Source organism: Prevotella sp. P5-126 (assembly GCF_002251185.1).
Lineage (GTDB): Bacteria > Bacteroidota > Bacteroidia > Bacteroidales > Bacteroidaceae > Prevotella.
The window spans coordinates 34,701-56,097 of sequence record NZ_NPIZ01000106.1 but is presented as its reverse complement, the minus strand read 5'-3'; the positions used below and the strand labels follow the sequence as shown (position 1 = coordinate 56,097).

19 protein-coding genes and 3 pseudogenes are annotated in these 21,397 nt (G+C 46.9%); 10 read left to right on the top strand and 12 right to left on the bottom strand.

Annotation, left to right across the window (positions count from 1 at the left end; all coding sequences use genetic code 11):
- The first annotated feature begins 14 nt into the window (after positions 1-14).
- Together CIK90_RS12205 and CIK90_RS14285 are read left to right on the top strand one after the other, a co-directional pair.
- On the top strand, positions 15-563 hold the full coding sequence (locus CIK90_RS12205) for a hypothetical protein (protein ID WP_048317548.1): 549 nt from the start codon (positions 15-17) through the stop codon (positions 561-563).
- Positions 564-584: 21 nt separating this feature from the next.
- Positions 585-740, top strand: a complete 156-nt coding sequence (locus CIK90_RS14285; protein ID WP_153093198.1) for a hypothetical protein — start codon at positions 585-587, stop codon at positions 738-740.
- Here CIK90_RS14285 and CIK90_RS12200 read toward each other — a convergent pair.
- Complete coding sequence (locus tag CIK90_RS12200; RefSeq protein ID WP_094388424.1) at positions 692-1,858, bottom strand: hypothetical protein; 1,167 nt, start codon at positions 1,856-1,858, stop codon at positions 692-694. The two genes, CIK90_RS14285 and CIK90_RS12200, sit on opposite strands and share 49 nt — an antisense overlap.
- The gene (locus CIK90_RS12195; protein ID WP_094390305.1) at positions 1,851-3,380 is read right to left on the bottom strand and encodes an AAA family ATPase; all 1,530 of its coding nucleotides are present in this window, start codon (positions 3,378-3,380) and stop codon (positions 1,851-1,853) included. The genes CIK90_RS12200 and CIK90_RS12195 overlap by 8 nt, the downstream gene beginning before the upstream one ends.
- A 169-nt stretch (positions 3,381-3,549) precedes the next feature.
- On the opposite strand from CIK90_RS12195, the gene CIK90_RS12190 reads away from it, so the two are divergent.
- Positions 3,550-4,158 (top strand): hypothetical protein, encoded by a 609-nt coding sequence (locus CIK90_RS12190; protein ID WP_144007281.1) that lies wholly within the window; start codon positions 3,550-3,552, stop codon positions 4,156-4,158.
- A gap of 19 nt (positions 4,159-4,177) precedes the next feature.
- On the opposite strand, the gene CIK90_RS12185 is transcribed toward CIK90_RS12190, so the two are convergent.
- From CIK90_RS12185 to CIK90_RS12165, 5 genes are all read right to left on the bottom strand, one after another.
- Entirely contained in the window at positions 4,178-4,471 is a 294-nt protein-coding gene (locus CIK90_RS12185) for a DUF1294 domain-containing protein (RefSeq protein ID WP_254046354.1), read from the bottom strand.
- On the bottom strand, positions 4,444-4,821 hold the full coding sequence (locus CIK90_RS12180; RefSeq protein ID WP_094388428.1) for a rhodanese-like domain-containing protein: 378 nt from the start codon (positions 4,819-4,821) through the stop codon (positions 4,444-4,446). Before CIK90_RS12180 ends, CIK90_RS12185 begins: the two co-directional genes overlap by 28 nt.
- A complete protein-coding gene (locus tag CIK90_RS12175) occupies positions 4,821-5,222 on the bottom strand; it encodes an FKBP-type peptidyl-prolyl cis-trans isomerase (RefSeq protein ID WP_094388429.1) in 402 nt (133 codons plus the stop codon). Before CIK90_RS12175 ends, CIK90_RS12180 begins: the two co-directional genes overlap by 1 nt.
- A gap of 11 nt (positions 5,223-5,233) precedes the next feature.
- A complete protein-coding gene (locus CIK90_RS12170; RefSeq protein WP_094388448.1) occupies positions 5,234-5,758 on the bottom strand; it encodes a flavin reductase family protein in 525 nt (174 codons plus the stop codon).
- 118 nt (positions 5,759-5,876) lie between these two features.
- Positions 5,877-7,475 carry an ABC-F family ATP-binding cassette domain-containing protein gene (locus CIK90_RS12165; RefSeq protein WP_094388430.1) on the bottom strand — a complete coding sequence of 533 codons (1,599 nt, stop codon included), beginning with the start codon at positions 7,473-7,475 and terminating at the stop codon, positions 5,877-5,879.
- A 165-nt stretch (positions 7,476-7,640) separates the two neighbouring features.
- Between CIK90_RS12165 and CIK90_RS12160 the strand changes: the two are divergent.
- A pseudogene (locus CIK90_RS12160) lies at positions 7,641-8,926 on the top strand (IS1380 family transposase).
- 239 nt (positions 8,927-9,165) lie between these two features.
- On the opposite strand, the gene ant(9) reads toward CIK90_RS12160, so the two are convergent.
- Complete coding sequence (ant(9), locus tag CIK90_RS12155) at positions 9,166-9,948, bottom strand: aminoglycoside nucleotidyltransferase ANT(9) (protein WP_197065809.1); 783 nt, start codon at positions 9,946-9,948, stop codon at positions 9,166-9,168.
- Positions 9,949-9,975: 27 nt separating this feature from the next.
- Positions 9,976-10,815: a nucleoside phosphorylase gene (locus CIK90_RS12150; protein ID WP_229032463.1), complete on the bottom strand. Its 840-nt coding sequence runs from the start codon at positions 10,813-10,815 to the stop codon at positions 9,976-9,978.
- 200 nt (positions 10,816-11,015) lie between these two features.
- Between CIK90_RS12150 and CIK90_RS12145 the strand changes: the two are divergent.
- Positions 11,016-12,005, top strand: a pseudogene (locus tag CIK90_RS12145) (IS1380-like element ISBf11 family transposase); the annotation flags it as partial.
- Here the strand turns inward: CIK90_RS12145 and CIK90_RS12140 are convergent.
- The 3 genes from CIK90_RS12140 to CIK90_RS12130 form a co-directional block, all read right to left on the bottom strand.
- Positions 12,005-12,241: a hypothetical protein gene (locus CIK90_RS12140; RefSeq protein WP_080975713.1), complete on the bottom strand. Its 237-nt coding sequence runs from the start codon at positions 12,239-12,241 to the stop codon at positions 12,005-12,007. The pseudogene CIK90_RS12145 and the gene CIK90_RS12140 overlap by 1 nt on opposite strands.
- 39 nt (positions 12,242-12,280) lie before the next feature.
- A complete protein-coding gene (locus CIK90_RS12135; protein WP_049129570.1) occupies positions 12,281-12,961 on the bottom strand; it encodes a UpxY family transcription antiterminator in 681 nt (226 codons plus the stop codon).
- 714 nt (positions 12,962-13,675) lie between these two features.
- Positions 13,676-14,116, bottom strand: coding sequence for a retropepsin-like aspartic protease (locus CIK90_RS12130; protein WP_048316574.1), 441 nt, complete (start codon positions 14,114-14,116; stop codon positions 13,676-13,678).
- Positions 14,117-14,864: 748 nt separating this feature from the next.
- Between CIK90_RS12130 and CIK90_RS12125 the strand changes: the two are divergent.
- From CIK90_RS12125 to CIK90_RS12105, 5 genes and pseudogenes are all read left to right on the top strand, one after another.
- Positions 14,865-16,217, top strand: a pseudogene (locus tag CIK90_RS12125) (TraG family conjugative transposon ATPase); the annotation flags it as partial.
- A 220-nt stretch (positions 16,218-16,437) separates the two neighbouring features.
- Entirely contained in the window at positions 16,438-18,978 is a 2,541-nt protein-coding gene (locus CIK90_RS12120) for a hypothetical protein (RefSeq protein WP_005816117.1), read from the top strand.
- A gap of 14 nt (positions 18,979-18,992) precedes the next feature.
- The gene (locus CIK90_RS12115) at positions 18,993-19,718 is read left to right on the top strand and encodes a hypothetical protein (RefSeq protein ID WP_005816118.1); all 726 of its coding nucleotides are present in this window, start codon (positions 18,993-18,995) and stop codon (positions 19,716-19,718) included.
- A 27-nt stretch (positions 19,719-19,745) separates the two neighbouring features.
- Complete coding sequence (locus CIK90_RS12110) at positions 19,746-20,510, top strand: DUF5045 domain-containing protein (RefSeq protein ID WP_005816119.1); 765 nt, start codon at positions 19,746-19,748, stop codon at positions 20,508-20,510.
- A gap of 43 nt (positions 20,511-20,553) precedes the next feature.
- Complete coding sequence (locus CIK90_RS12105) at positions 20,554-21,384, top strand: phage antirepressor (protein ID WP_005816120.1); 831 nt, start codon at positions 20,554-20,556, stop codon at positions 21,382-21,384.
- Positions 21,385-21,397: the final 13 nt, after the last annotated feature.

The following is a 21,397-nucleotide window of genomic DNA, read 5'->3' as shown; positions in this document are numbered from 1 at the left end:
CAAACAAGAACGGTATGGGAAGAAACAAGAAAGATGCCACACAGGATGTGCTTAACCTGTACAATCAGATGCAGGAGGACGAGAACATCGAGAGTGGCAAGGAAGAAATCAAAGTGACCCTGAAAGAGATTGAATCAGCCAAGAAAGCACTCTATGAGGCAAAGGAGGAACTGGGCAATGCCTATCGGAGGTTGGAATCAACGAAAGTGGCACTTATGGCTGCCCACAGGAGCACGGACAACATCGTGGATAGTATATGCCATGCCATAGTCAAGGCAGAGCAGAGCAACCTCAAAGTCGGCATCAACGATGAAGGAGTTGCCCAGTTGGATAAGCGGAACAACACCGCCATTTCTGCTTTCAAGCAAGCCCTTGACGAGCATGAGAAGCGGATAAACGACCTGTTCACTCACCAGCAGAAAGAGCTTAAACGAATCCGCAATATCGAGGAGGGTGCATACTTCAACGGTAGCACCTATGCCTGGATGTTCGGCTTGGCTTTCCTAAGTTGGTCTATCATCTTTGTTGAAATCACCATTTGGATATGCATCACACTTTTTTAGAAAACTCAAAACATCAGAATCATGACAGACAACGAATACAGCAAGGCAAGAAAAGCCGCTGTTGATGCCCTTATCTACTGGGCAAAGACAGGCATGAGAGAGTTCACCATGCGTGACGCAGTAAACGACTATCTGGAGGCGAGCGGTGCTAACCGCCCCTCCATCGGTGGCGAATAGACCATCCTTGCACACAGAAAAAATGCAGCCAACCGACGGGCTGACTGGAAACTGAGCTTGCGGGTCGGTTTCGACATCTTTGACTTGTAGTCGAATGTCTGAAGACGGTGACGGGTATAGCGATAATAGAATACATTCTCCATGTCCTTGTCGGCATAGGTGGCGAGTTCTATCGGCAAAAGACTGTTCAGGTCGTTGCCAATAGTAATACCCTCAATGTCGCTGCCCGAGGAGTGACTGATCTTCATTCGGCTGCCTTCATTCACAGCCAGACGGTCGCGGCCGCTGCTGTCAGCCACACGTCCCAACTTCATCACAGCCTCATGAAGCTGCGGATAGCGGTCCTGCAAACGGATAAGACTCAGCCGGCGCATAAACTCAGACTCCGACCACCTGCCATCCATCATCTTCCATGCCTGTACAGCCTGCTCGTCGCTGACGCTCTCGTCTTTCAGCGTCTTGTGGACATCTTCGAACATCCGCTGAAGATTCTGCTTCATATTGGTGCCGCGTCCGGCAATATGCTTTTCTTCCTCTTGCCTTAGATGCTCGGTGATACTCTTGCCCCAGTCGTCAAGCAGCTTGTCTTTTTTCTCCTGAGTTATCTGATCACTGAACATACGCCTGTAGAACTCACCGTCGAAGCCATCGTCTTCATGTTTCTCACCGATGGAAGAAATCCATTTCTGCCAATGATCCTGTTTTCCCTGACTCAGATTCTCCACCTCCCCCATCTTATTTGCCTCGACACGCATTGTCTGTGAGAGAAACGCCTGGTGGTGCATGCAATCAACAATAAACCGTCCTACTGTGGTAAAAAAGATCTTGACACACATCTGGCTCGAGAGTACTCGGACCTTCACCTCCGGATCACTCATCAGTCTGGCAAGATACTGCAGCATCGGGTCTTTGTACTCGCGCCACGGCTCATCTTCGGGCCATGCAATTCCCTGTCCGGCTATCTCTCCGGTCTCACAAAAATAGTTGAGCATGCTGAAGTAATAAGACAGTTCCTTGCTGTTCCCGCTGTAGTTCTGCGTGAACCGTGCAAAGTACTTCTCTCCGGCAGTGAGCATGTCACTGTCTTCCAGCTTGAGATGATCAGATAAATCAGTCATAGAGCTTCTGTGTGTCCTGTCGCGTGAATGCTACATCACGATAGATTTCCCTTACGTACTCCCCCACTCTCTTCTTGTCGTCCTCGGCAATGAAGAGGTTGTCGCTGATACGTTTCTCCATTTCCTTCAGGTCATCAGCGAGAGCGTCTATCTCCTGCTCGTAGTTGCGTCCGATGTCCTGCAGTTCTGCCCCTAACGGGAGCTTCATCTCTTTCGTCTTCTCAATGGCATAGCAGTCACCGAGAATATAGACATGGTCGTCATCACGGTTGAGCATGACGGGAGCACTACCAAGCGGAGCACCGAAGGAGCCGTCATAGGTGCGGAGAATATTAACGTTCTTACGCTTGCTGTCCTGATAAAGAATACCCTCCATATCCAGTTCATCCGTACCATGCTGTGGCAGACTCTGATAGTCGCAGGCCATGATATAGCAGTCACCCTCCGGGTAACCGACAAGCTTGTAATAGAACTCATCATAGAGCTTCTTATCCGCATCACGCTCGATCTTTCGACTGGAGATGCGGTTGGCTGCTCTTGCAGCCCGGGCAATCTTGATATCTCCCCCCAATGCCTTTTTCATTTTCGCCAAGCGCTCACTGAAGGACATGAAGGTTCCACGGATGACGATACGCCGTATCTCATCCCGCTCCTCCGGCTCTTGCCACAGACAGTTGTAAACCGGCAGAAGATCCTCCGGCTCCACCGACTCTCTGTCCTGAAGGAAGGCTGACGTACGAAGCAGGTTGACGATCTTTTTCCAGCGGCGGTCACTGACATAAACGGACCGGCGCTCATCGGTACCATCAATGGCAACGGACTGCAGTGACTTGCGGATCTGATGGATGATATGAAGGGCATCCTGACTCACGCCAATCTTACTGATTCTCTTATGCCAGTTGGTATATTCGTCATTGGTTATCAGTAACTCAGAAGGGACAGTGATTTCCTCGTTGCCATCATCCAGCAGCATCTTGTCGAAGTTATCGTCCTGTTTGATGCTCTTGCTTTCCAGGCGGATGATGAGACGGTCCCAAAGCGCCTCCAGTCCTTCGCCCTGTGCCGGCAGCTCGTTGCTGGCTGCAATGAGCAGTTTCAGCGGCAGGCTGACAAGTCGGTTGCCGTTACGGAAGACCTTCTCGTTGATAACCGTGAGCAAGGTGTTCTGGATCGCCGGTCCGGCTTTCCATATTTCATCGAGAAAGACGACATCGGCTGTAGGGAGATAGCCTTCGGTGACACGCTCGTAATCGTCGGAGTCCTTCAGTTTACTGATGCTCACGGGACCGAAGATCTCGTCGGGCGTAGAGAACCTCGACATGAGATACTCAAAAGAGCGGGCACCGGCAAAAGCTTTCGACAGCCTTCGTGCCACCATGCTCTTTGCCACACCCGGAGGGCCAAGCAGGATGATGCTCTCCCCGGCCACAGCTGCCAACAGTGACAAGGCTAACTCGTTTTCCTTCTCATAGATGCCCTTGTTCAGTGCATCGAGAAGCTGTTCTATCCGTTTCTTTATCATACTGATTTATGTCCCGAACTCAATGAAATTCTACCTATCAATACTATATATGCTTTTACAAAGATACACAATTTCTGAATTATCAGCAATGGTAAGGCCTCAAAATAAAGCGTCTTGAGAAATAATACGTATAAAACTTGCGCGCTATTATATAAATAGCACTATAGTTGTGGTAGTAATACTAACGATCGACACCATGACAGACACTAAGACTATCTTACTTAACCGCATCAAGAACATGACTCCAGAAGAAAAGGACAAAGCATTGCTCGCCTACATGCTCCGGGATGCCAGCCCCGAGCCACTGTGTACCATTGAGGTTGTAAAAAACAGCATTGGCAGAGGTGTAAGAGGAAGGTATGATGTCGTTATTGTCGACGGCGACGGAAGCCGTCATGTTGTAGACTTCAAGGAACGCAGTGCCAAGATCTTCTATATACTCCTGCTCATGGCAAAGAACGGCATCAACCGGAGCAGTGTCAGACAGGATCATTTGGACAACTACTACAATGTGGGCTGCGTCCTGTATAATAACTTCGATATCGCTAAGCTTGAATCGAAGTCTGATGAGACATTCCAGCAGTTCTTCAATAATGCCATCTCAAAAACTCGTACGGCAATCAAAAGTGCTCTGAAGGGTATCGACAAGCCTGAACATTACCTGATAGCTGACCCAAAGTCGCATAGCAGCATGCTGTTCATACCACTCGTAAAGGAGTATGACGGCAAGGTCACCTTCTGTGCAGACTTTGTAAGAGAGACGGAAGCAGCCCTTTGATCTGTACCTCAGCCTCCTCCTAATGGCATTTATATTCGATATAGCAGAAGAGTACCGCCTGCAGGAGGAGTATGATAGGCACTCCATACTTGAACTTCTTGTGCATCGTCTTATGATGCCACACCTTCATTCCTACCCATGCTCCGACACTGCCGCCTACGACAGCAAGAAACAGCAGTGTCGCTTCGGAGATGCGCCACCAATGTTCCTTGGCCTTCAGCTTGTCAACACCATATACGATGAAGGTAAAGATGTTGACAATGAGCAAATATATGCTGAACTCCTTCATTTCTTTTGAATGAATTGCTGCCATTCCTTCCATCCGCCACGGAGGTTGATAACCTTATATCCCATTTTAGCAAGGGTGTTGGCAGCCATGAGACTACGCTTGCCGGAACGGCAATAGACTGCAATCTCTTTATTCTTGGACAAAGTTTCTACTCGATCCTTGAAGTCTGACTTCAGAACATCAACGTTTTTGGCATTAGGGATATGTCCGGCAGCATACTCCTCAGCCGTGCGGACGTCTACAAGGAATACGGAGTCAGACTTGATGAATTCTGCGAACTGAGCAGCATCAACAGTCTTGATACTGTCAGACTGTGCACTGGCATTGGTTGTCAGGCCAAGCAAACCAAGCAAAAGAGCAATTATCTTCTTCATTATGCAATACTTATTAGTTCCATCTCAAATATCAACGTAGAACAGCCGGGAATGTCACCATCCGTCCGTATGCCATAACCCATCTGATAAGGAATGTAGATCTTCCACTTGTCCCCAGGAGTCATGGCCTGCAAGGCTATCTGCCAGCCCTCAATGAGGTCGCTTACCCGAAAAGCCTCAGGATAACCACGCTGCCAACTGTCGTCAAAGACATGCCCGTTGATAAGGTAACCCTTATAGTTGCACGTCACAATGCTGCGAGGGCCGGGATGCTGACTTCCACTACCCGCAGCCACCACCTCATACAATATCCCTTTCGGCAACTTATGAATGCCCTCTTTATTCTGAAGATCAAGCATAAACCGCTCATTCTTCTGCTTGTATTCTGTCTTTTTGCTCATAGCTCATGACCTCAGCCGAGGTATTCATCATCGCGGACAAGCACCTTCTCTATCTTGCCGATGTACATCGTGTGAAAATCTCTCTGAGGGTAACTCTGATCCACAGTCTCCTTATAGAAGAAATCCTCTTCCTTGAGTTCCTGGGCATACATTTTCCTACATACAAGCACGAGCTTTGCCTGCTCAAAGTAGGTAGTACCATTGGCATAGACTGGTGTCAGACCTGTCTTTGCTATCTTGTCCTCATCACGGCCCGACACAGAGCCTATATAAGCCATCTGCTTCTTGAACGACTTATCCATGACACAGAGCGTGAAATGATCCTCTTTGTCAACAAACTCCTTCGTGTATCGCGACGGGCGAAGGTAAATGGTCGCCACCGGATCGTTGTGACCCCACAGGCATCCGATACCGCCCCATGAGGCTGTCATCGTGTTGCAGCCGTCTTTCTCATTCCCGGCGGTTACCAGCATCCATTCATCACCGATAAGTCTGAACGGATTGAACTTCAGATCCTTATAGCTAACTTCTTTCAACATATTCGTAGTTCTTTTGTTTATCGATGTCAAAATTACAACATTCATTTGACAAGGAAAAATATGATAGCTAAAATTAATATTTTCTTGCCGTTGCTTTAGTGTTCATAAAGAAGATTTAATGAATACTGATTATCCGTTTGATGCCAATATCATGAATGAATTGTTCATCATGACTGACGATGAGCAATGTCCCGATATAATTCTTCAACGTGTCAGCCAATATATCCATACAGGAGATGTCTATATTGTTTGTCGGCTCATCAGCGATGATGATATCCGGAGCCTTCTCTGCGATGAGCAGACAGCACAAGGCCAGTTTCATCCGCTCGCCGCCACTCAGGCATACGCATTTCTTATCCCACGTCTGAGCTGTAAACATAAAGCGGTTGAGAAGCATTTTCAGTTCATGCTCGGGCTTCTTACTGTTGCAGCTTTCCAGCAGACCATATACGGTCTTGTCATTGTCAATACAGGAATACTCCTGGTCGAGATACAAGATATTCAATGAACCTCTTCGCCATATCTTTCCAGTGGTGGGCTGTAAGGAACCTGCAATCAGTTTGAGCAATGTAGTTTTGCCACTTCCGTTATCACCTTGAAGCCAGATCCGCTCGCCGCTTGAGATTGAAAAACTCAATGGATCATCCTGCCATAAGACATTCCGCCCTTCGTATCTGTAAGTTAAGCCATCAGCTTCTATCAGCCGTTTGCTTCCATGCATATCAGAATTGCTGATATTGATTTTCACGGATTTGTCATCGCTGATGGATGCCCGTATCTCATGTACCTCCTGACTCATCCTTTGCAGTTTCTCCTGCTGAACTTTGTTCAGATGAGAGGTTGCTGCTTCCGAGCTGTCACGTCTGTTCCCCATGGCTATGCGGGCTATACCCTGTCCTGCACTGTGCTTTTCTCCCCTTGAGGCATGTTTCTGCTGCCGTTCCATGGTCTTCTGTGCCAATTTCTCAGCTTTCTTCAGTTCTTTCTGCTCGTTCTGAAGACTTGCGACTTTAGCGGCATACTCTGCATCAACAGTCTCCTTGTATTGAGAGTAGTTCATTGGATAGAACTGCATGCCAGTGGATGACATCTCAAAGATGCCCGGCATCAGGTTCAGCAAAGCCCTATCGTGACTGACAATGACTGTGGCGCTGTTCGTCTTCTGGACAAAGTCATAGAGCTGGGCCCGGCCTTTCATGTCTAAATGATTGGTAGGCTCGTCCATCAGGATCATGTCAGGCTTGAATATCTCGATTCCTGCAAGAAACACCTTGGCCTTCTCCCCTCCGCTAAGTGAGGCCAGAGACATATCCGGAGTAATATAGTCTATGCCCCATTTAGTGAAGGCAGCTAATATCTGTTCCTCAAGGTCCCATTCGTCATTGAGAACAGCAAAGTCATTCTCTGTCCCTCGTCCGCCCAAGATGGCAGACAGTGCCTGAAGCTTTTTCGAAAGGCCTAATGCTTCTGCCACTGTCTGATCATTGTATTGACCAAAATGCTGAGGAACGAGATAGAGACGGTCATCGCACAGCACTGTACCGGCCGACGGGGCAAGTCTGCCAGCCAATATCTTTAGAAGTGTCGATTTACCTATGCCATTATTCCCTATAATGGCGCGTTTGTCTCCCGAAGTTACAGAGAAGCTAATGTTTTGGAACAGTATGTCTTTATTGGGATGGATGTACGACAAGCCTTGTACTTGTAGACTCATAACTATTTGCTATTGATGATAATATAAAACCTTAATTCCGCAGCACTTTAGTTTAACTTTCTTTATAAGTTCCTGAGCAACAAAAAGTTGCTCAGGATTTTGCCATGTCAGATTTTTCACCTATCTTAGTGTTGCAAATCAAAATATGTATCAAACCCGACAGACATGGTAAAGGTAGCAATAAAATCTGAGAAACTCTCTCCTTTTGGAGGAATTTTTTCAATAATGGAGCTATTTGACTCCAATCTCTCATCTGTAATCGACTCAACCCTCGGTATGAGATGCAGGCTGTATGGTTATCAATACAGCGAAATCATCCGTTCGCTTATGAGCGTTTATTTCTGTGGCGGCTCATGCGTGGAAGATGTAACGTCACAACTGATGCGCCTCTCTCGTATCATCCTACCCTTCGTACATGCAGCTCTGATACCATCCTCAGAGCCATCAAGGAACTGACACAGGAAAACATCTCCTATACTTCCGATAAGGGCAAGACCTATGATTTCAATACTGCAGACAAACTCAACACATTGCTTATAAACGCTTTGGTTTCTACAGGCGAGTTGAAGGAAATTGAGGAATACGATGTTGACTTTGACCATCAGTTCCTTGAAACGGAGAAGTATGATGCAAAACCGACCTACAAAAAGTTCCTCGGCTACAGGCCTGGCGTATATGTTATCGGTGACAAGATAGTCTATATCGAGAACAGCGATGGTAACACGAATGTGCGTTTTCATCAGGCAGACACCCATAAGAGATTCTTCGCTCTTCTGGAATCCCAGAACATCCGTGTAAATCGCTTCAGGGCAGACTGCGGTTCCTGCTCGAAGGAAATCGTCAGTGAGATAGAGAAGCATTGCAAACATTTCTACATCCGTGCCAACCGATGCAGTTCGCTCTACAATGACATCTTTGCTCTGAGAGGATGGAAGACGGAGGAGATTAACGGCATCCAGTTTGAACTCAATTCCATTCTTGTTGAGAAATGGGAAGGCAAGTGCTATCGTCTTGTCATTCAGAGACAAAAGCGCATGGATGGAGAGCTTGACTTGTGGGAAGGTGAATACACCTACAGATGCATTCTTACCAACGATTATGACTCATCAACAAGAGACATCGTCGAATTTTACAACAAGCGTGGGGGCAAAGAGCGTATATTCGATGATATGAACAACGGATTCGGCTGGAACAGGCTCCCCAAGTCGTTCATGTCAGAGAACACCGTATTCCTTCTGCTTACGGCATTGATACACAATTTCTATAAGACCATCATTAGCAAGCTTGACACCAAGGCTTTCGGGCTCAAGGAAACGAGTCGCATAAAGGCTTTTGTCTTCAGCTTCATCTCCGTACCTGCCAAGTGGATCATGACAGCAAGGCAATACGTGCTGAATATCTATACTGAAAACCGGGCTTATGCAAGACCTTTCAAAACTGGATTCGGATAAAGTCCGTTCCTTATGGTTTTAATCTGCGTATTGCCTCAAGTCGCATTGTGGGGTAAGGGGAAGGTATGCACAAATCGGACAAAATTCACGCTCATACTATCATGATGCATAGTGTTCAAGCTCTTTACTGCAATTGAGATTGCCATTGAGATTGCTTGCGGATTTTAGGTTATTGTAAAAGAGGCAGCACCATTTCAAACGGTTTATTTATTGTAGGGATATTCTTGCTTTTGCTTGCTTTACCCTTTGGCTTTAAGCAATTCTTCAATCCGACCTTTCATAAACCCGGTAAGCGCGAGCGTTTCATTTTCCATTGTTTCCCATTCGTCAGACAGGTTTCCCAAATAGGCTTCCTTTGCCGTTTTCAACAGGGAAGAAAAGGTTTCCGGCAATTGGGGAATCACCCACTCCGCAGCAACATCTTTCGTTGTCACGTCTTCGGTTTCTAATGTAAACCACATGCGGGATAGCGTCAATAGCACATTTCTTTCATCTCCCTTAACATTGGAAATCAAACCGGGTAGAGAAAATTGAATAGCCTTTTGTATTTCGCGGAACGGAATCGGGAGAATAAGTTGTTTGCAATCTGCGCCCTTCAGCGTCATACTACTTTTTCTCGCCTGCCATAATAGAATCGCTATATCAGGGTCGAAACACGCCTGCGGAATCATTCCGGCTTCCATCTCTTTCCGAAGCCACTCCCCATACATATACTCGCATTTGGGCGGAAACTGCCACGGAATAATGTCTTTTTGATGGATGACAGTTATCTCCAATGGTCTTTTTTCGGCGCAACCTACGAAGCCGGAAATTTCCAATAATTGCTTGGTCAACTCCTTTTTCGTTGACAGATTCAATTCTTGTCTGGTTATTATCAATATATCTATGTCACTGTCCGGACGCAATTTATTCATTGTCGCAGAGCCATATAAATACATTCCCAATATCTGCCCCTGCAATAGGGTTTCTGCTATGGAAACGACTTGCTTCACTTGTTGTGGGATTTCATTCCGATTGTTCATTGTATTTTCCATATAGATTTGTTTCCTTTATTCTTTGATTAATACAACAGCGTCAAATGCCAGTTCCAAGGCGGTGGATACACTTGCTTTTCCCCACTTCCGTTCTTGGTATTTATGAGGATTCGAGAGCGTGTCGGCTGTAAAAAGCAACATAGCCCATATTACTTCTCTAAATTCTGCACATGCAGCCAGTGCAGAACATTCCATTTCCACTACTTGACAGCCTTCCTCTTTGCGGTATTGCACCATTTCCAGTGTTTCTCGATAAAAACCGTCTGTTGTCCATGTCTTGACTTCCAAATATGGGATTTTCTTTTGATTTAAAGCAAATTTGATTGCACTTATTCCTGCTGTTGAAATCTTTATGTCTCTGGATGGCGGAAGATAATGGTAAGAAGTTCCCTCATCTCTCAATGCAGAAACGGGTATTAAGAATCTGTTCTCCGGAATATCTTCCAATACACCGCAGGAACCGACAGAAATAATTTCTGTCACACCTCCTGCTATTAAATACTCTAAAATCTGGACAGCAGCAGCACTCCCAACCGGAGCCGGACATAAACATATCCTTTCCTGATTATGAAAGCATTCATAGATGGGATATAATTTTGTTGCACTCTCAAATTCATCTATCTGTATTCCACTGTGGGCATGTGCATACTTTTCCACTTCATCCCCCAAAAATGCAAATACGGCTTTTTTAGGGAAGTGCTTTTTCCCATTTCCCGGCTGAAAGATTGCTTTTGATGCGGTATCGTATTCCAAAATAGGATAATCGTGCTTTACTAATGCCATACTATCATCTCCAATAAAAATTTTCTTTCTCACATTTTCTGCATCTATTTTTTGCAAAGTTACTTTTTTCATTTGGCTATACATCAATAAACTCTTAGTATTTTGAGTATATTTTTTCGTGAAGCTATCTTTTATCCCTTAATTCCGCAACACTTTGATTTAACTTTATTTATAAGTACCTGAGCAACAAAAAGTTGCTCAGGATTTTGCCATGTCAGATTTTTCACCTATCTTAGTGTTGCAAATCAAAATATGTATCAAACCCGACAGACATGGCAAAGGTAGCAATAAAATCTGAGAAACTCTCTCCTTTTGGAGGTATTTTTCCAATAATGGAGCAATTTGATTCCAAGCTCTCATCTGTAATCGACTCAACCCTCGGTATGAGATGCAGGCTGTATGGTTATCAATACAGCGAAATCATCCGTTCGCTTATGAGCGTTTATTTCTGTGGCGGCTCATGCATCGAGGATGTCACCACTCATCTGATGTATCACCTCTCGCTTCATCCGACACTTCGCACATGCAGTGCCGACACGATTCTCAGAGCCATAAAGGAACTGACCCAGGATAACATTTCCTACACATCCGACACTGGCAAGACCTACGACTTCAACACGGCAGACAAGCTGAATACACTGCTCCTCAATTGCCTATTGTCCACAGGGCAGCTGAAAGAGGGCGAGGGGTATGACGTTGACTTCGACCACCAGTTCATAGAGGCTGAGAAGTATGATGCGAAGCCTACATACAAGAAGTTCCTTGGTTATCGCCCTGGCGTGGCAGTTATTGGCGACTTGATTGTCGGCATTGAGAACAGCGACGGCAACACAAATGTCCGTTTCCACCAGAAGGACACGCTGAAGAGGTTCTTTGAAAGGTTTGAACAGAACAAGCTTATTATCAACCGTTTCAGAGCTGATTGCGGCTCGTGTTCTGAAGAGATAGTGGAAGAGATTGCTAAACACTGCAAGACCTTCTATATCCGTGCCAACCGATGCAGTTCGCTCTACAATGACATCTTTGCCCTCAGAGGTTGGAAGAAAGTGAAATTGGGCGGTATTGAGTTTGAGCTGGCCTCCATTCTCATCGAGAAATGGAAAGGGAAGGCATACCGTCTTGTGATTCAAAGACAGAAGCGGATAGACGGCGAACTCGACCTGTGGGAAGGAGAATACACCTACCGCTGCATCCTTACAAATGACTACGAGTCTTCCGAGAAAGAGATTGTCGAATTCTATAACCTCCGTGGAGGGAAGGATTAGTTTCTGTTGTTTGTACCGGAGCAAGTTCTGCTACAAGTACCATGACATGTGTTGAAGCAACTGTTCATACAACGGTTGTTACATCCTGCGCATGACATTGCATTTGCAGTTTCTGACAAGATAGGACTTGACAGGAGAGCTGCACCAGCCAAAATAGGCAGAGCACCTTTAGCGGCTCTCTTAAAGAACTCACGACGAGACTGAAGTTCTTCATTCTTACCATTTTTCTTCATAAAATAAAAAATTTAAATTAAACAATATGCCTTTCGGCATTATTTGACAATCTCAATAAAATCAGTAGGAATATACGCAGTAGCGACAAGGCACAATCCCGAGATCTCAACAACAATTCTTTGTTGTCCTGCTATTCTGGCAACTTTTCCAACCACTCCCTTGAAGTCACCAGCTATTACTCGTACTTTATCTCCACTTTTATAGTGACACTGTTCCGCTGTAACAATGCGTACATGCTCACTATCAGTACTTGTTGCTTTGATAAAATTTATCATTGCATTGTATGGTATAATAAGCGGAGGATTTTTACCGTTTGCCTCTGGAGGAAGCGTCTTATCCAAATAATATTTTATAAAAGAGATTGGGGCATCAACTGTCTTTTTCACAAAACTGTCTGATTGTTCCCTTGTGGCGTATATAAAAAGAAAGTTGGGAAGAAGAGGCTGTTGTATTCGCTTCTTCTTCCCAGCAATCACTTTTAGTACATAGTGCATCGGCACGTATGTCTTAATATCATTCTTCTTTGCTTTCTCTACGGCTGCATTTACCCTGTTATAAGTAGCACGAAGAACAAACCAGTTGTAACCTTCCTGCTGGACATATTCCGAGGACACCCCTGTTTGTGAGCTTTGGGCTTCGGGGGAGACATTGGAGGCAAATCCAATGTGAGGAGGTGAATCGCAACCTCGTTTGGTATGCGCATTAAGCAATGCGTTCATATCGGCTTATATGTCGTTGCTCGTTAATAGCAATATAGACATAAAAAGAGCGTGGAAACGTCTGTTGTCTATTCCACAGTCTGAGGCTCTAGCAATTGCCTATCATAGTTGAACAGACAACGTCAGAGCCCACGCCGATATGAATAATCATTTCCATTAGGAGACCATAATAAACAATTGTTGTGCCCGAAAAGGTACAATCCGTGCTTACAGGTCTCCGCAGGAGCGATATTATCACACCCGGGACATCTACCGTTGGCTTTGCTCAAGACTATGATAACTGTTAATTTGCTAGATTACAGACTGTCTTAAACAGAGCGTTAGTAAACGCCTTCATTATGTCTGGACTATCTTTCCCACCCAATGCCCGCTTTGTACCGCTTTGTCATTATGACTCCGCCATACTCAGCACGGCGTAGGCTGCCTTGTATGCCATCACGAAAGAACACGTCTAACCTCAATGGCTATAAACATGGCGATAATAGTCCGCTGCAAAAGTACAAAGAAAATCTCAATACAACCTCATTTTGTTATGGAAAAGTATGTATAAACCTTAAATTTAACCATAATTAACTAAGTCTTGCTCAAATCTCGTATATTTTGTGTAAGGAAATGGCCTCTTATTGGCGTAAAAAGCAAAAGACAGATGCGAATGTCACATCTGTCATTATTGTTGTCGCACATGTCTTTCTTGAAAGAAAGCCTATGGCTGGTTTATTTCAGAATGATTTTCTCCTTTGCTGGATGACATAAGGAGAATGTACTTTTGCCGTCTTTGTTTGTATAGCAGAAGTCGCATGAATTTATAATATCCATGCCAATCACCACATCATAGTCTGAATTGTCGTTAAGCAGAGCCTGAACATTCAACTCTGCTGTTCCTGTTGGAAGGATAACATGAACAAGGTAAGTCCAGGATTCGACATCACCTCCTGCACTCGAAATAAGAGCCTTGTTCTTCGGTTGTAACCCTAAAGCATTTACAACTTCCTGTGAAATCAATGTATTGGTCGCTCCTGTGTCCCACAATACATTTTCAACTTGGCAATGAACAGGAACAGCCACGTTTGCCGACAAATCTACGGCTGGACAGATAATGACGTTTGTAAGAATAGCCTCTGGCTGGGATTCGTATTCTTTTGTATATACAGCCATTCCTACCTCAACTCAATTTTTCCCGTATATGAAGTTTGTTGAGGAACAGGCTCGTCAGTGATAAGGCGAACCAAACGGACATAACCTGTCCGTGCAGCTCTATTTCCGTTAATGACGGGAGCCTGAACTGCGGTTGCAAAATCTATTGTCTTGTTCTTTATAACTTTCATATACCTACAATTTAAAAAATGTCCCGCTGGGTACGCTGTTCTTATGGGAAGCGAGCGGGATTTGTCAATGCAAAGGTAGGCATTCAATTCCAAAAAACCAAACAATTGGAAGAAAAACTAATCTAACTACCCTAAATTTAACATTTTATCAGGAAAACTACTAAACAATGAATACGTCTTTCAAACGCTATTCTATTGCCGCCGAATTATTAACCTGCATTGTCTATCAGCAATATATGCCGACTGAGATACAACTGAGGTACAAGACATCCATTTTCGCCCAATGTTGAAGCCACCAAGAAGGCTCTCTCATCCCTCTTTTTCTTTTTCGACCGTCTCACTCTTTATGGCTGATGAAAGTGGGACTTTTCATCAAAAATGCGCTCTTTGGATAGCAACCAGCCAAAATTGCCCAAAATATTTTCATAAATAATCTTAAAACTGCTTTTTGCCCCTGTCATAGTTTTTTCTCTTTGCCGAGTGCCTTGAACTATAGATTTCCCCTGTTCAAAATTTGTACCGTTTTGAATTTGTTGTTTTTAAGAGAGTGCTGTGGCTCAGCGTGTTAGGAAATACAAAAAGGCTTCCACATGAACAGCGTGGTGCGTCAGTTGTGGGAGCAGAACACCGACATCGTCATGGTCGATACGGGTAACTCGTATGAGGGACTCTGCGAGTATGTGGGCGGCAAGTACATCGCCTATACGGAGGACAAGCCCATCACCATGAACCCCTTCAACATCAGCAAGCGGGAGCTGAACATTGAGAAGATAGACTTCCTGAAGAACCTGATACTGCTGATATGGAAAGGCTCGGAGACGCAGATACCCGAACTGGAGTTCCGTGTCGTGGAGCAGTTGGTGACGGAGTATTACGATTTCTATTTCAACGGTGTGCAGCCCTATCCTTCCTCACAGAAGGAGACACTGAGAAAAAACCTCTCCACCATGGAGAAGCGGCGCGGCACGGAGCTGACGCAGATACACGACAAGGTGGAGAAACTCATCAAGGGACTGGAGGAACGGCGCATGGCATTGAGCGTGAAGACCCTCTCCTTCGACTCATTCTATGAGTTCGCCTGTGAGCGTCTCGACCAGATCTGCATCGAGAACAACATCACCACCATCGACTGCGACAACTTCGCCTATATGCTCCAAAACTTCTACCGTGGCGGCAAGTACGACAAGATTCTCAACGAGAACGTGGATAGCACCTTGTTCGACGAGACCTTCATCGTCTTCGAGGTGGATGCCATCAAGGAGAACAAGCAGCTCTTCCCCATCGTGACGCTCATCATCATGGACGTGTTCCTGCAGAAGATGCGCCTGAAGAAGAACCGCAAGTGCCTTGTCATCGAGGAGGCATGGAAAGCCATCGCCTCGCCGCTGATGGCCGAGTACATCAAGTACCTATACAAGACAGCCCGAAAGTTCTGGGCGAGCGTGGGCGTAGTGACACAGGAGATACAGGACATCATCGGCAGTCCCATCGTGAAGGAAGCCATCATCAACAACTCCGACGTGGTGATGCTGCTCGACCAAAGCAAATTTCGTGAGCGATTCGACGAGATCAAGGCGATATTAGGATTGACGGATGTGGATTGCAAGAAGATATTCACTGTCAACCGCTTGGATAACAAGGAGGGAAGAAGTTTCTTCCGTGAGGTGTTTATCCGACGTGGATCGACGAGCGGAGTGTATGGTGTGGAGGAGCCGCACGAGTGCTATATGACCTACACCACCGAGCGAGCTGAGAAGGAGGCATTGAAACTCTATAAGCATGAACTGAAGTGCAGACATCAGGAGGCTATCGAGCGGTATTGCAGAGATTGGGATGCCAGTGGCATCGGGAAGTCGTTGGCATTTGCGCAGAAGGTCAATGAGGCGGGGCATGTGCTCAATTTGACGGACGATGGAGCCACTCGCCGCTGACACGGCGAGCACGGGGGCTGATTGATGGAAACGGAAATCCCGGAATAGACGTAAAGCCCAGATGCCCGAAAGCAAAACTTTCGGGAACGGTGGCTGGGTAGTATTTACGATTAGTAGTAAATACGATTAGTAGTGAATACTACCAATAGTAAATACTACAAGTAGTAAAGTAGTGGAATAGTAGAAACTGAAAGTAGTAAAAACGTAAAGTAGTGAAGCAATGAGACGTTTATACCTTATTATAATATATATGTGTCTTACACTTGTCGTGGGAAGGGTTCATGCGCAGTATTACAGCGTGAACTACGACAAGCAGATCGTTGCCGCCATGGCTGCCGCATTCGGTGCTGGAGCTATGGCAGAGAGCTATTATAACGAGCAGGTGGGCGAAATCTTGAAGCACTACAATGCCGCAGAGGTTGCCACTGCCGGCATCTTCGCTGCCAAGTTCTTGGAGCGCAAGGCATTCACCGACCTCGGCATTTGGAGCAGTAGCACGGAGAACTACTATTACCGCCGCATCCACAATATGGTGGCGAACAAGATTATGCCCAAGATATGGACGGTGGCAGGAATGATGCTGAAAAGTCCGCAGACCGCCCTCTACTGGGGCAGTTACCTGATGAAGATATGCGCCGACACAAAGTCGCTGTGTATGCAGTTTGAGAGTGTCGTGACCAACAGTAGCTTGACCTTTGCCGACATTCAGTTCTTGGAAATCAACCAAGAGATAGCCGCCATCCTCAAACTCTCGGAGATAGGCAATGTAGATTGGCAGCAGCTGTTGGATGACATCGCCAGTGTGCCCGGCAACTTCACCGTGGAGAACCTCACCGCCGACATCGAGACGCTTTACAATATGGGAGCATCGTTGGCGACGGCAGGTATCAACGGGGCATCAGGCGCACTCTTGCAGCAGAGTGCCTTCAACGACCTTTTCAATGGCAAGGTGAGTAAAATCATCGACATCTATGACAACTACCATGACCTCTATGAACAGGCAGAGAACGGCATCGGCAGCACACTCCTTAGTCTGGTGGGTGGCGAGGACAACGTGGCAGCCCTCTTCGACCTCTCCAACTACAACATCACCTCGTGGATGACAGACTATCTGAGCGAGACGCAGGGCAACTACTATACACAGCGTTGGTACATTGCCCGACGAGACCAAGGCAGCGTAAGCCTCTGTGACTACTATCCGCCGACCGATGACAACAGTATTCTGAACGGTGACCATTGGTATCGTATCAACACCTCCGACCCCAACTTCTACCCTAACAGCACGCAGCGAGAGCAGATACTGGCCAACTCGGAGAACCATGCCGGATGGAGCCGCAGCCGTGTGCAGCAGCTCAACGCCCAGAGCGACGGCTTCACCTATACGATGAACTATTGGATGTCGTCGTACATCATCAGCCGTGGCGGCAAGCAGACCAAGAAGGCCTACGCCTACGAGATACACGTTACCAAGAGCTGGAACAACGTGGAAGAGGTGTATGAGGATGTCTTCGACTCCTACAGCATGGACTTGAATACCTTCAAGCGTCAGTTGCAGGCACGTCTCTCGGAGTATAACGACAACGAGGAGGGCTATGTCTATTACATCGGCAGTGACGCACGCCGTTACTATCAAGCCACCGATGCCGCCAAACTGAAGGGCGTGGAGAGCGTGACCATCAGCGTCACCTGTTCGGACGGTGTCACCCTCGGACAGGGCAGCACGCAGTACAAGTGCCGTGAGTGCGGCGGTTCGCTCAATGCCCACAGCAAGGAATGCGCCATGAGGACAAGCGTATCAGAAAATAATCTCGACCTATCGGAACTGGACGAGAAGGAACGTGAGGCGAATAGCAAGATAGCCCTGTTGGAGGCGCAGATAAGCCAGTTGGAGACAGAGAACAGGAACCTGCTCACGCAGATAGCCAATGCCTCTGTGGAGGAAGCCCCTGCCTTGCGGCAGCAACATAATGTCAACAAGACGAAGATAGACAACCTGAAGAAGGAATTGGCGACATGGCAGCAGCAGTTGGCAGACATACAGAATGCCAAGAGCGAGGCGGCTAACGACAATGCCACCTCCACCGATGACTACTACCGCATCCCTGCCATCATGCAGGATGTGAAGTCAGCCTACAATCTCACGTGGCAAGGTGCCGGTTCGTGGAACGGCTACACCTACGTCCGAACTGCCACCATGCCCAACATCAACGGCATTATCACCTTCAAGGCGACACTGTCCATTGCAAGGAAGCCCAAGTACTTCCTTGGCATCAAGATACACCGTGCGATACTGCAAATATCGTGGGAGCTGACCTCGGAATACACCGACACACAGGTGGTGGATGTGCTGACCCTTGACCCGAATGCCTCTGACGAGGAGAAGACGAGGCAGGTGAACAGCCGTATCTCGGAGATAGCCCAGGAGTTCCCGTCGTGCAGCATCACCACAGAATATGCCAAGAGCGAGGCAACCCAGACCGCCGACAATGACGATGTAATACACCTGCTCTGGTCGAGCGACCGTCTGGAGATAGCCCGTGAAGTAGATAGCCGTATCACCAAGATTTACGCCGACTTGGTATCATTAGAAAAAATGATGCACTACAAGCGCAGCATCATTGACGTGCTGAAGGACATTCTTCCTTCAATCGACGCAGACCAAGGTCGCAGAAGGACACTCATTGAAGAGTGCTACGAGCGATGGAGAGAGAATGCAGACCCTAACAGAGGGAATGGTGAAGATAACGAGAACGAAAACTGAGGGAGGAACGGAGAATGAGACATACCATCATCATAGCTCTCCTGCTGATTACCCTCTTCCCCAATACAGCCTTGGCGCAATGGGGATTCGATGCGGTATCGGTGGAAGCATACATCAACGACCACAAGAAGCAGCGCAGCCTCTTGCTGGCACGCAGCACTTTGGAGTACAGCAATCAACTGCTGCATGAATACAGCAGTGAAGAGGTGGGCAAATACAAGGAACTGAATGTGGATTTGGACAAATACACCCGGGCCTTCGACATCATCGATGTGATGTACCAGTCGTTGCGCACGGTGCTGAACGTGAAGAGCACCTACCAGACGGTGAGCGACCGCATCAGTGACTACAAGAACCTGTTGGAGGACTTCAATGATAAGGTCATCAAGCGGAAACACATCGAACTGGCTGACACGATGCTCATCAGCATCAACAAGAAAGCCATCGACAACATATACAACGAAGGAAGCCAACTCTACCATAGCGTCAACGACCTCGTGTTGTATGCCACAGGAGCGGCAGCCTGTTCAACTTCCGACCTGCTGATGGTGTTGGACAATATCAACAATTCGTTGGACCTGATAGAAAAACATCTGAACCAAGCCTACTTCCAGACATGGCGGTATGTGCAGCTGCGCATGGGCTATTGGAAGGAGAAGGTGTATCGGACGAGGACGAAGGAAGAGATACTGGAAGATGCCTTCAGCCGATGGAAAGTGGCAGGAAAACTTGACTATTGACGGATTGTAAACAAAAGAAGAACGGACATGAAGAAGACAATGATACTCATCATGGCGGTAGCAACCACCATCAAAGCCACAGCCCAGAGCGTGACCTACAACCACGACTCCTCCAAGCAGAACCAGATAACGGTGATGGAGACAGGTGGCGGTTCTCTCACCCCTGAGTTCTATTATTGGCTGTTACATAACAACTATAAGAAGACAGCGGCAGAGAAGAACAAGTTAGGTTTCCGCACTCTTGCCGGCATCAACCTCTACAACCAAGTAGATGATGCGGAGAAGATAGACTCTGCCCTCACCAAGCGTGCTGAGGTGGAAGCCTTGAACGTAGCCGACCGACAGATAGACCTCGCCTGGCTTGCCGAAAGCAGCAAGATCAACGGTCAGTTGGACAAGATGAAGGCGAACATAGACCATATCATCCCTACAGGAGGCACCATCAACGACAAGCGTCGGTGGGAGGAACTGTACAATATGTACCAGTGTGCCGTGAAAGCCACCAAGGATGCCTATATGCCCAATGCACAGAGAAAGCGGCAGTATCTTAGCATCTATGCCGACCTGACGACACAGAACGAGACACTACTGAAATACCTTGTGCAGCTCAACACCCAAAGCCAGACTACCGCCCTCTTGGCAGCCACCAACGACCGTGTAGTACATAAAGGCAGCATCATCAGCGATGCCAAGAGCCGTTGGCAGGAAAACATGAAGGGCGTGAGGAGCTCGACAGGCACTGACGGCGATGATGCCAACAGCGGTGAGGGTGAAGAAAGTGTGAACAGATAGAAATAAGGGAAGAGAAGAAATAATCACAAAACAGCATAGAGATATGAACGATATTCAGATTTTCAACAACGAGGAATTTGGAGCAGTCCGAACCACAGGAACACCAGAGCAACCCTTGTTCTGTTTGGCTGATGTGGCAAGAGTTCTTGGACTAAAAACCAGCAAGTTGGTACAACGACTTTCGGATGATGTACTTTCAAAGTACCCCATCTCGGATAGTCTTGGAAGAGAACAGGTTACAAACTTTATCAATGAAGACGGACTGTATGATGTCATCCTTGACAGTCGCAAACCCGAAGCCAAACGTTTCCGCAAGTGGGTGACATCGGAGGTGCTCCCCTCTATCCGCAAGCATGGTGCCTATATGACACAGCAGACCATCGAGAAGGCATTGGCAGAGCCAGACTTCCTGATACGGTTAGCAGTCAATCTGAAGGAAGAACGACAAAAGCGTCTGCTTGTCGAACAGGAGTGTGAACACCAAAGGACACGCATCGTTGAGTTGGGATCCAAGGTGGATGACCTGCAACAGGAGGTGACGGAGATGAAGGACAAGGTGAGTTACCTTGACATCATCCTTGCCACGAAGAGCAGTGTCCTGGTCACACAGATAGCACAGGACTATGGCGAGTCGTCCATCCGCTTCAACCGACGTCTGAAGGAGATGAACATCCAGTATCAGCGTGGCAAGCAGTGGATTCTGTATGCCGACTACAAGGACTGCGGTTATGTGACCAGCGAGACCTACCTCATTAAACACAAGGACGGTACGGAGGATGTGCGCATGAACACCAAATGGACACAGAAAGGTCGCCGCTTCCTCTATGAGAAACTGAAGAGCGTGGGAGTCATTCCTGTTATCGAAAGAACATAAAATAAAGAAATAG

What these genes read in the sequence shown, in the direction of transcription:
- CIK90_RS12205 (WP_048317548.1), top strand. Translation starts at nt 15, where the DNA reads ATGGGAAGAAACAAGAAAGATGCCACACAGGATGTGCTTAACCTGTAC.
- CIK90_RS14285 (WP_153093198.1), top strand. Translation starts at nt 585, where the DNA reads ATGACAGACAACGAATACAGCAAGGCAAGAAAAGCCGCTGTTGATGCC.
- CIK90_RS12200 (WP_094388424.1), bottom strand. Translation starts at nt 1,858, where the DNA reads ATGACTGATTTATCTGATCATCTCAAGCTGGAAGACAGTGACATGCTC.
- CIK90_RS12195 (WP_094390305.1), bottom strand. Translation starts at nt 3,380, where the DNA reads ATGATAAAGAAACGGATAGAACAGCTTCTCGATGCACTGAACAAGGGC.
- CIK90_RS12185 (WP_254046354.1), bottom strand. Translation starts at nt 4,471, where the DNA reads ATGGCAGCAATTCATTCAAAAGAAATGAAGGAGTTCAGCATATATTTG.
- CIK90_RS12180 (WP_094388428.1), bottom strand. Translation starts at nt 4,821, where the DNA reads ATGAAGAAGATAATTGCTCTTTTGCTTGGTTTGCTTGGCCTGACAACC.
- CIK90_RS12175 (WP_094388429.1), bottom strand. Translation starts at nt 5,222, where the DNA reads ATGAGCAAAAAGACAGAATACAAGCAGAAGAATGAGCGGTTTATGCTT.
- CIK90_RS12165 (WP_094388430.1), bottom strand. Translation starts at nt 7,475, where the DNA reads ATGAGTCTACAAGTACAAGGCTTGTCGTACATCCATCCCAATAAAGAC.
- CIK90_RS12150 (WP_229032463.1), bottom strand. Translation starts at nt 10,815, where the DNA reads ATGAAAAAAGTAACTTTGCAAAAAATAGATGCAGAAAATGTGAGAAAG.
- CIK90_RS12140 (WP_080975713.1), bottom strand. Translation starts at nt 12,241, where the DNA reads ATGAAGAAAAATGGTAAGAATGAAGAACTTCAGTCTCGTCGTGAGTTC.
- CIK90_RS12135 (WP_049129570.1), bottom strand. Translation starts at nt 12,961, where the DNA reads ATGAACGCATTGCTTAATGCGCATACCAAACGAGGTTGCGATTCACCT.
- CIK90_RS12130 (WP_048316574.1), bottom strand. Translation starts at nt 14,116, where the DNA reads ATGGCTGTATATACAAAAGAATACGAATCCCAGCCAGAGGCTATTCTT.
- CIK90_RS12120 (WP_005816117.1), top strand. Translation starts at nt 16,438, where the DNA reads ATGAGACGTTTATACCTTATTATAATATATATGTGTCTTACACTTGTC.
- CIK90_RS12115 (WP_005816118.1), top strand. Translation starts at nt 18,993, where the DNA reads ATGAGACATACCATCATCATAGCTCTCCTGCTGATTACCCTCTTCCCC.
- CIK90_RS12110 (WP_005816119.1), top strand. Translation starts at nt 19,746, where the DNA reads ATGAAGAAGACAATGATACTCATCATGGCGGTAGCAACCACCATCAAA.
- CIK90_RS12105 (WP_005816120.1), top strand. Translation starts at nt 20,554, where the DNA reads ATGAACGATATTCAGATTTTCAACAACGAGGAATTTGGAGCAGTCCGA.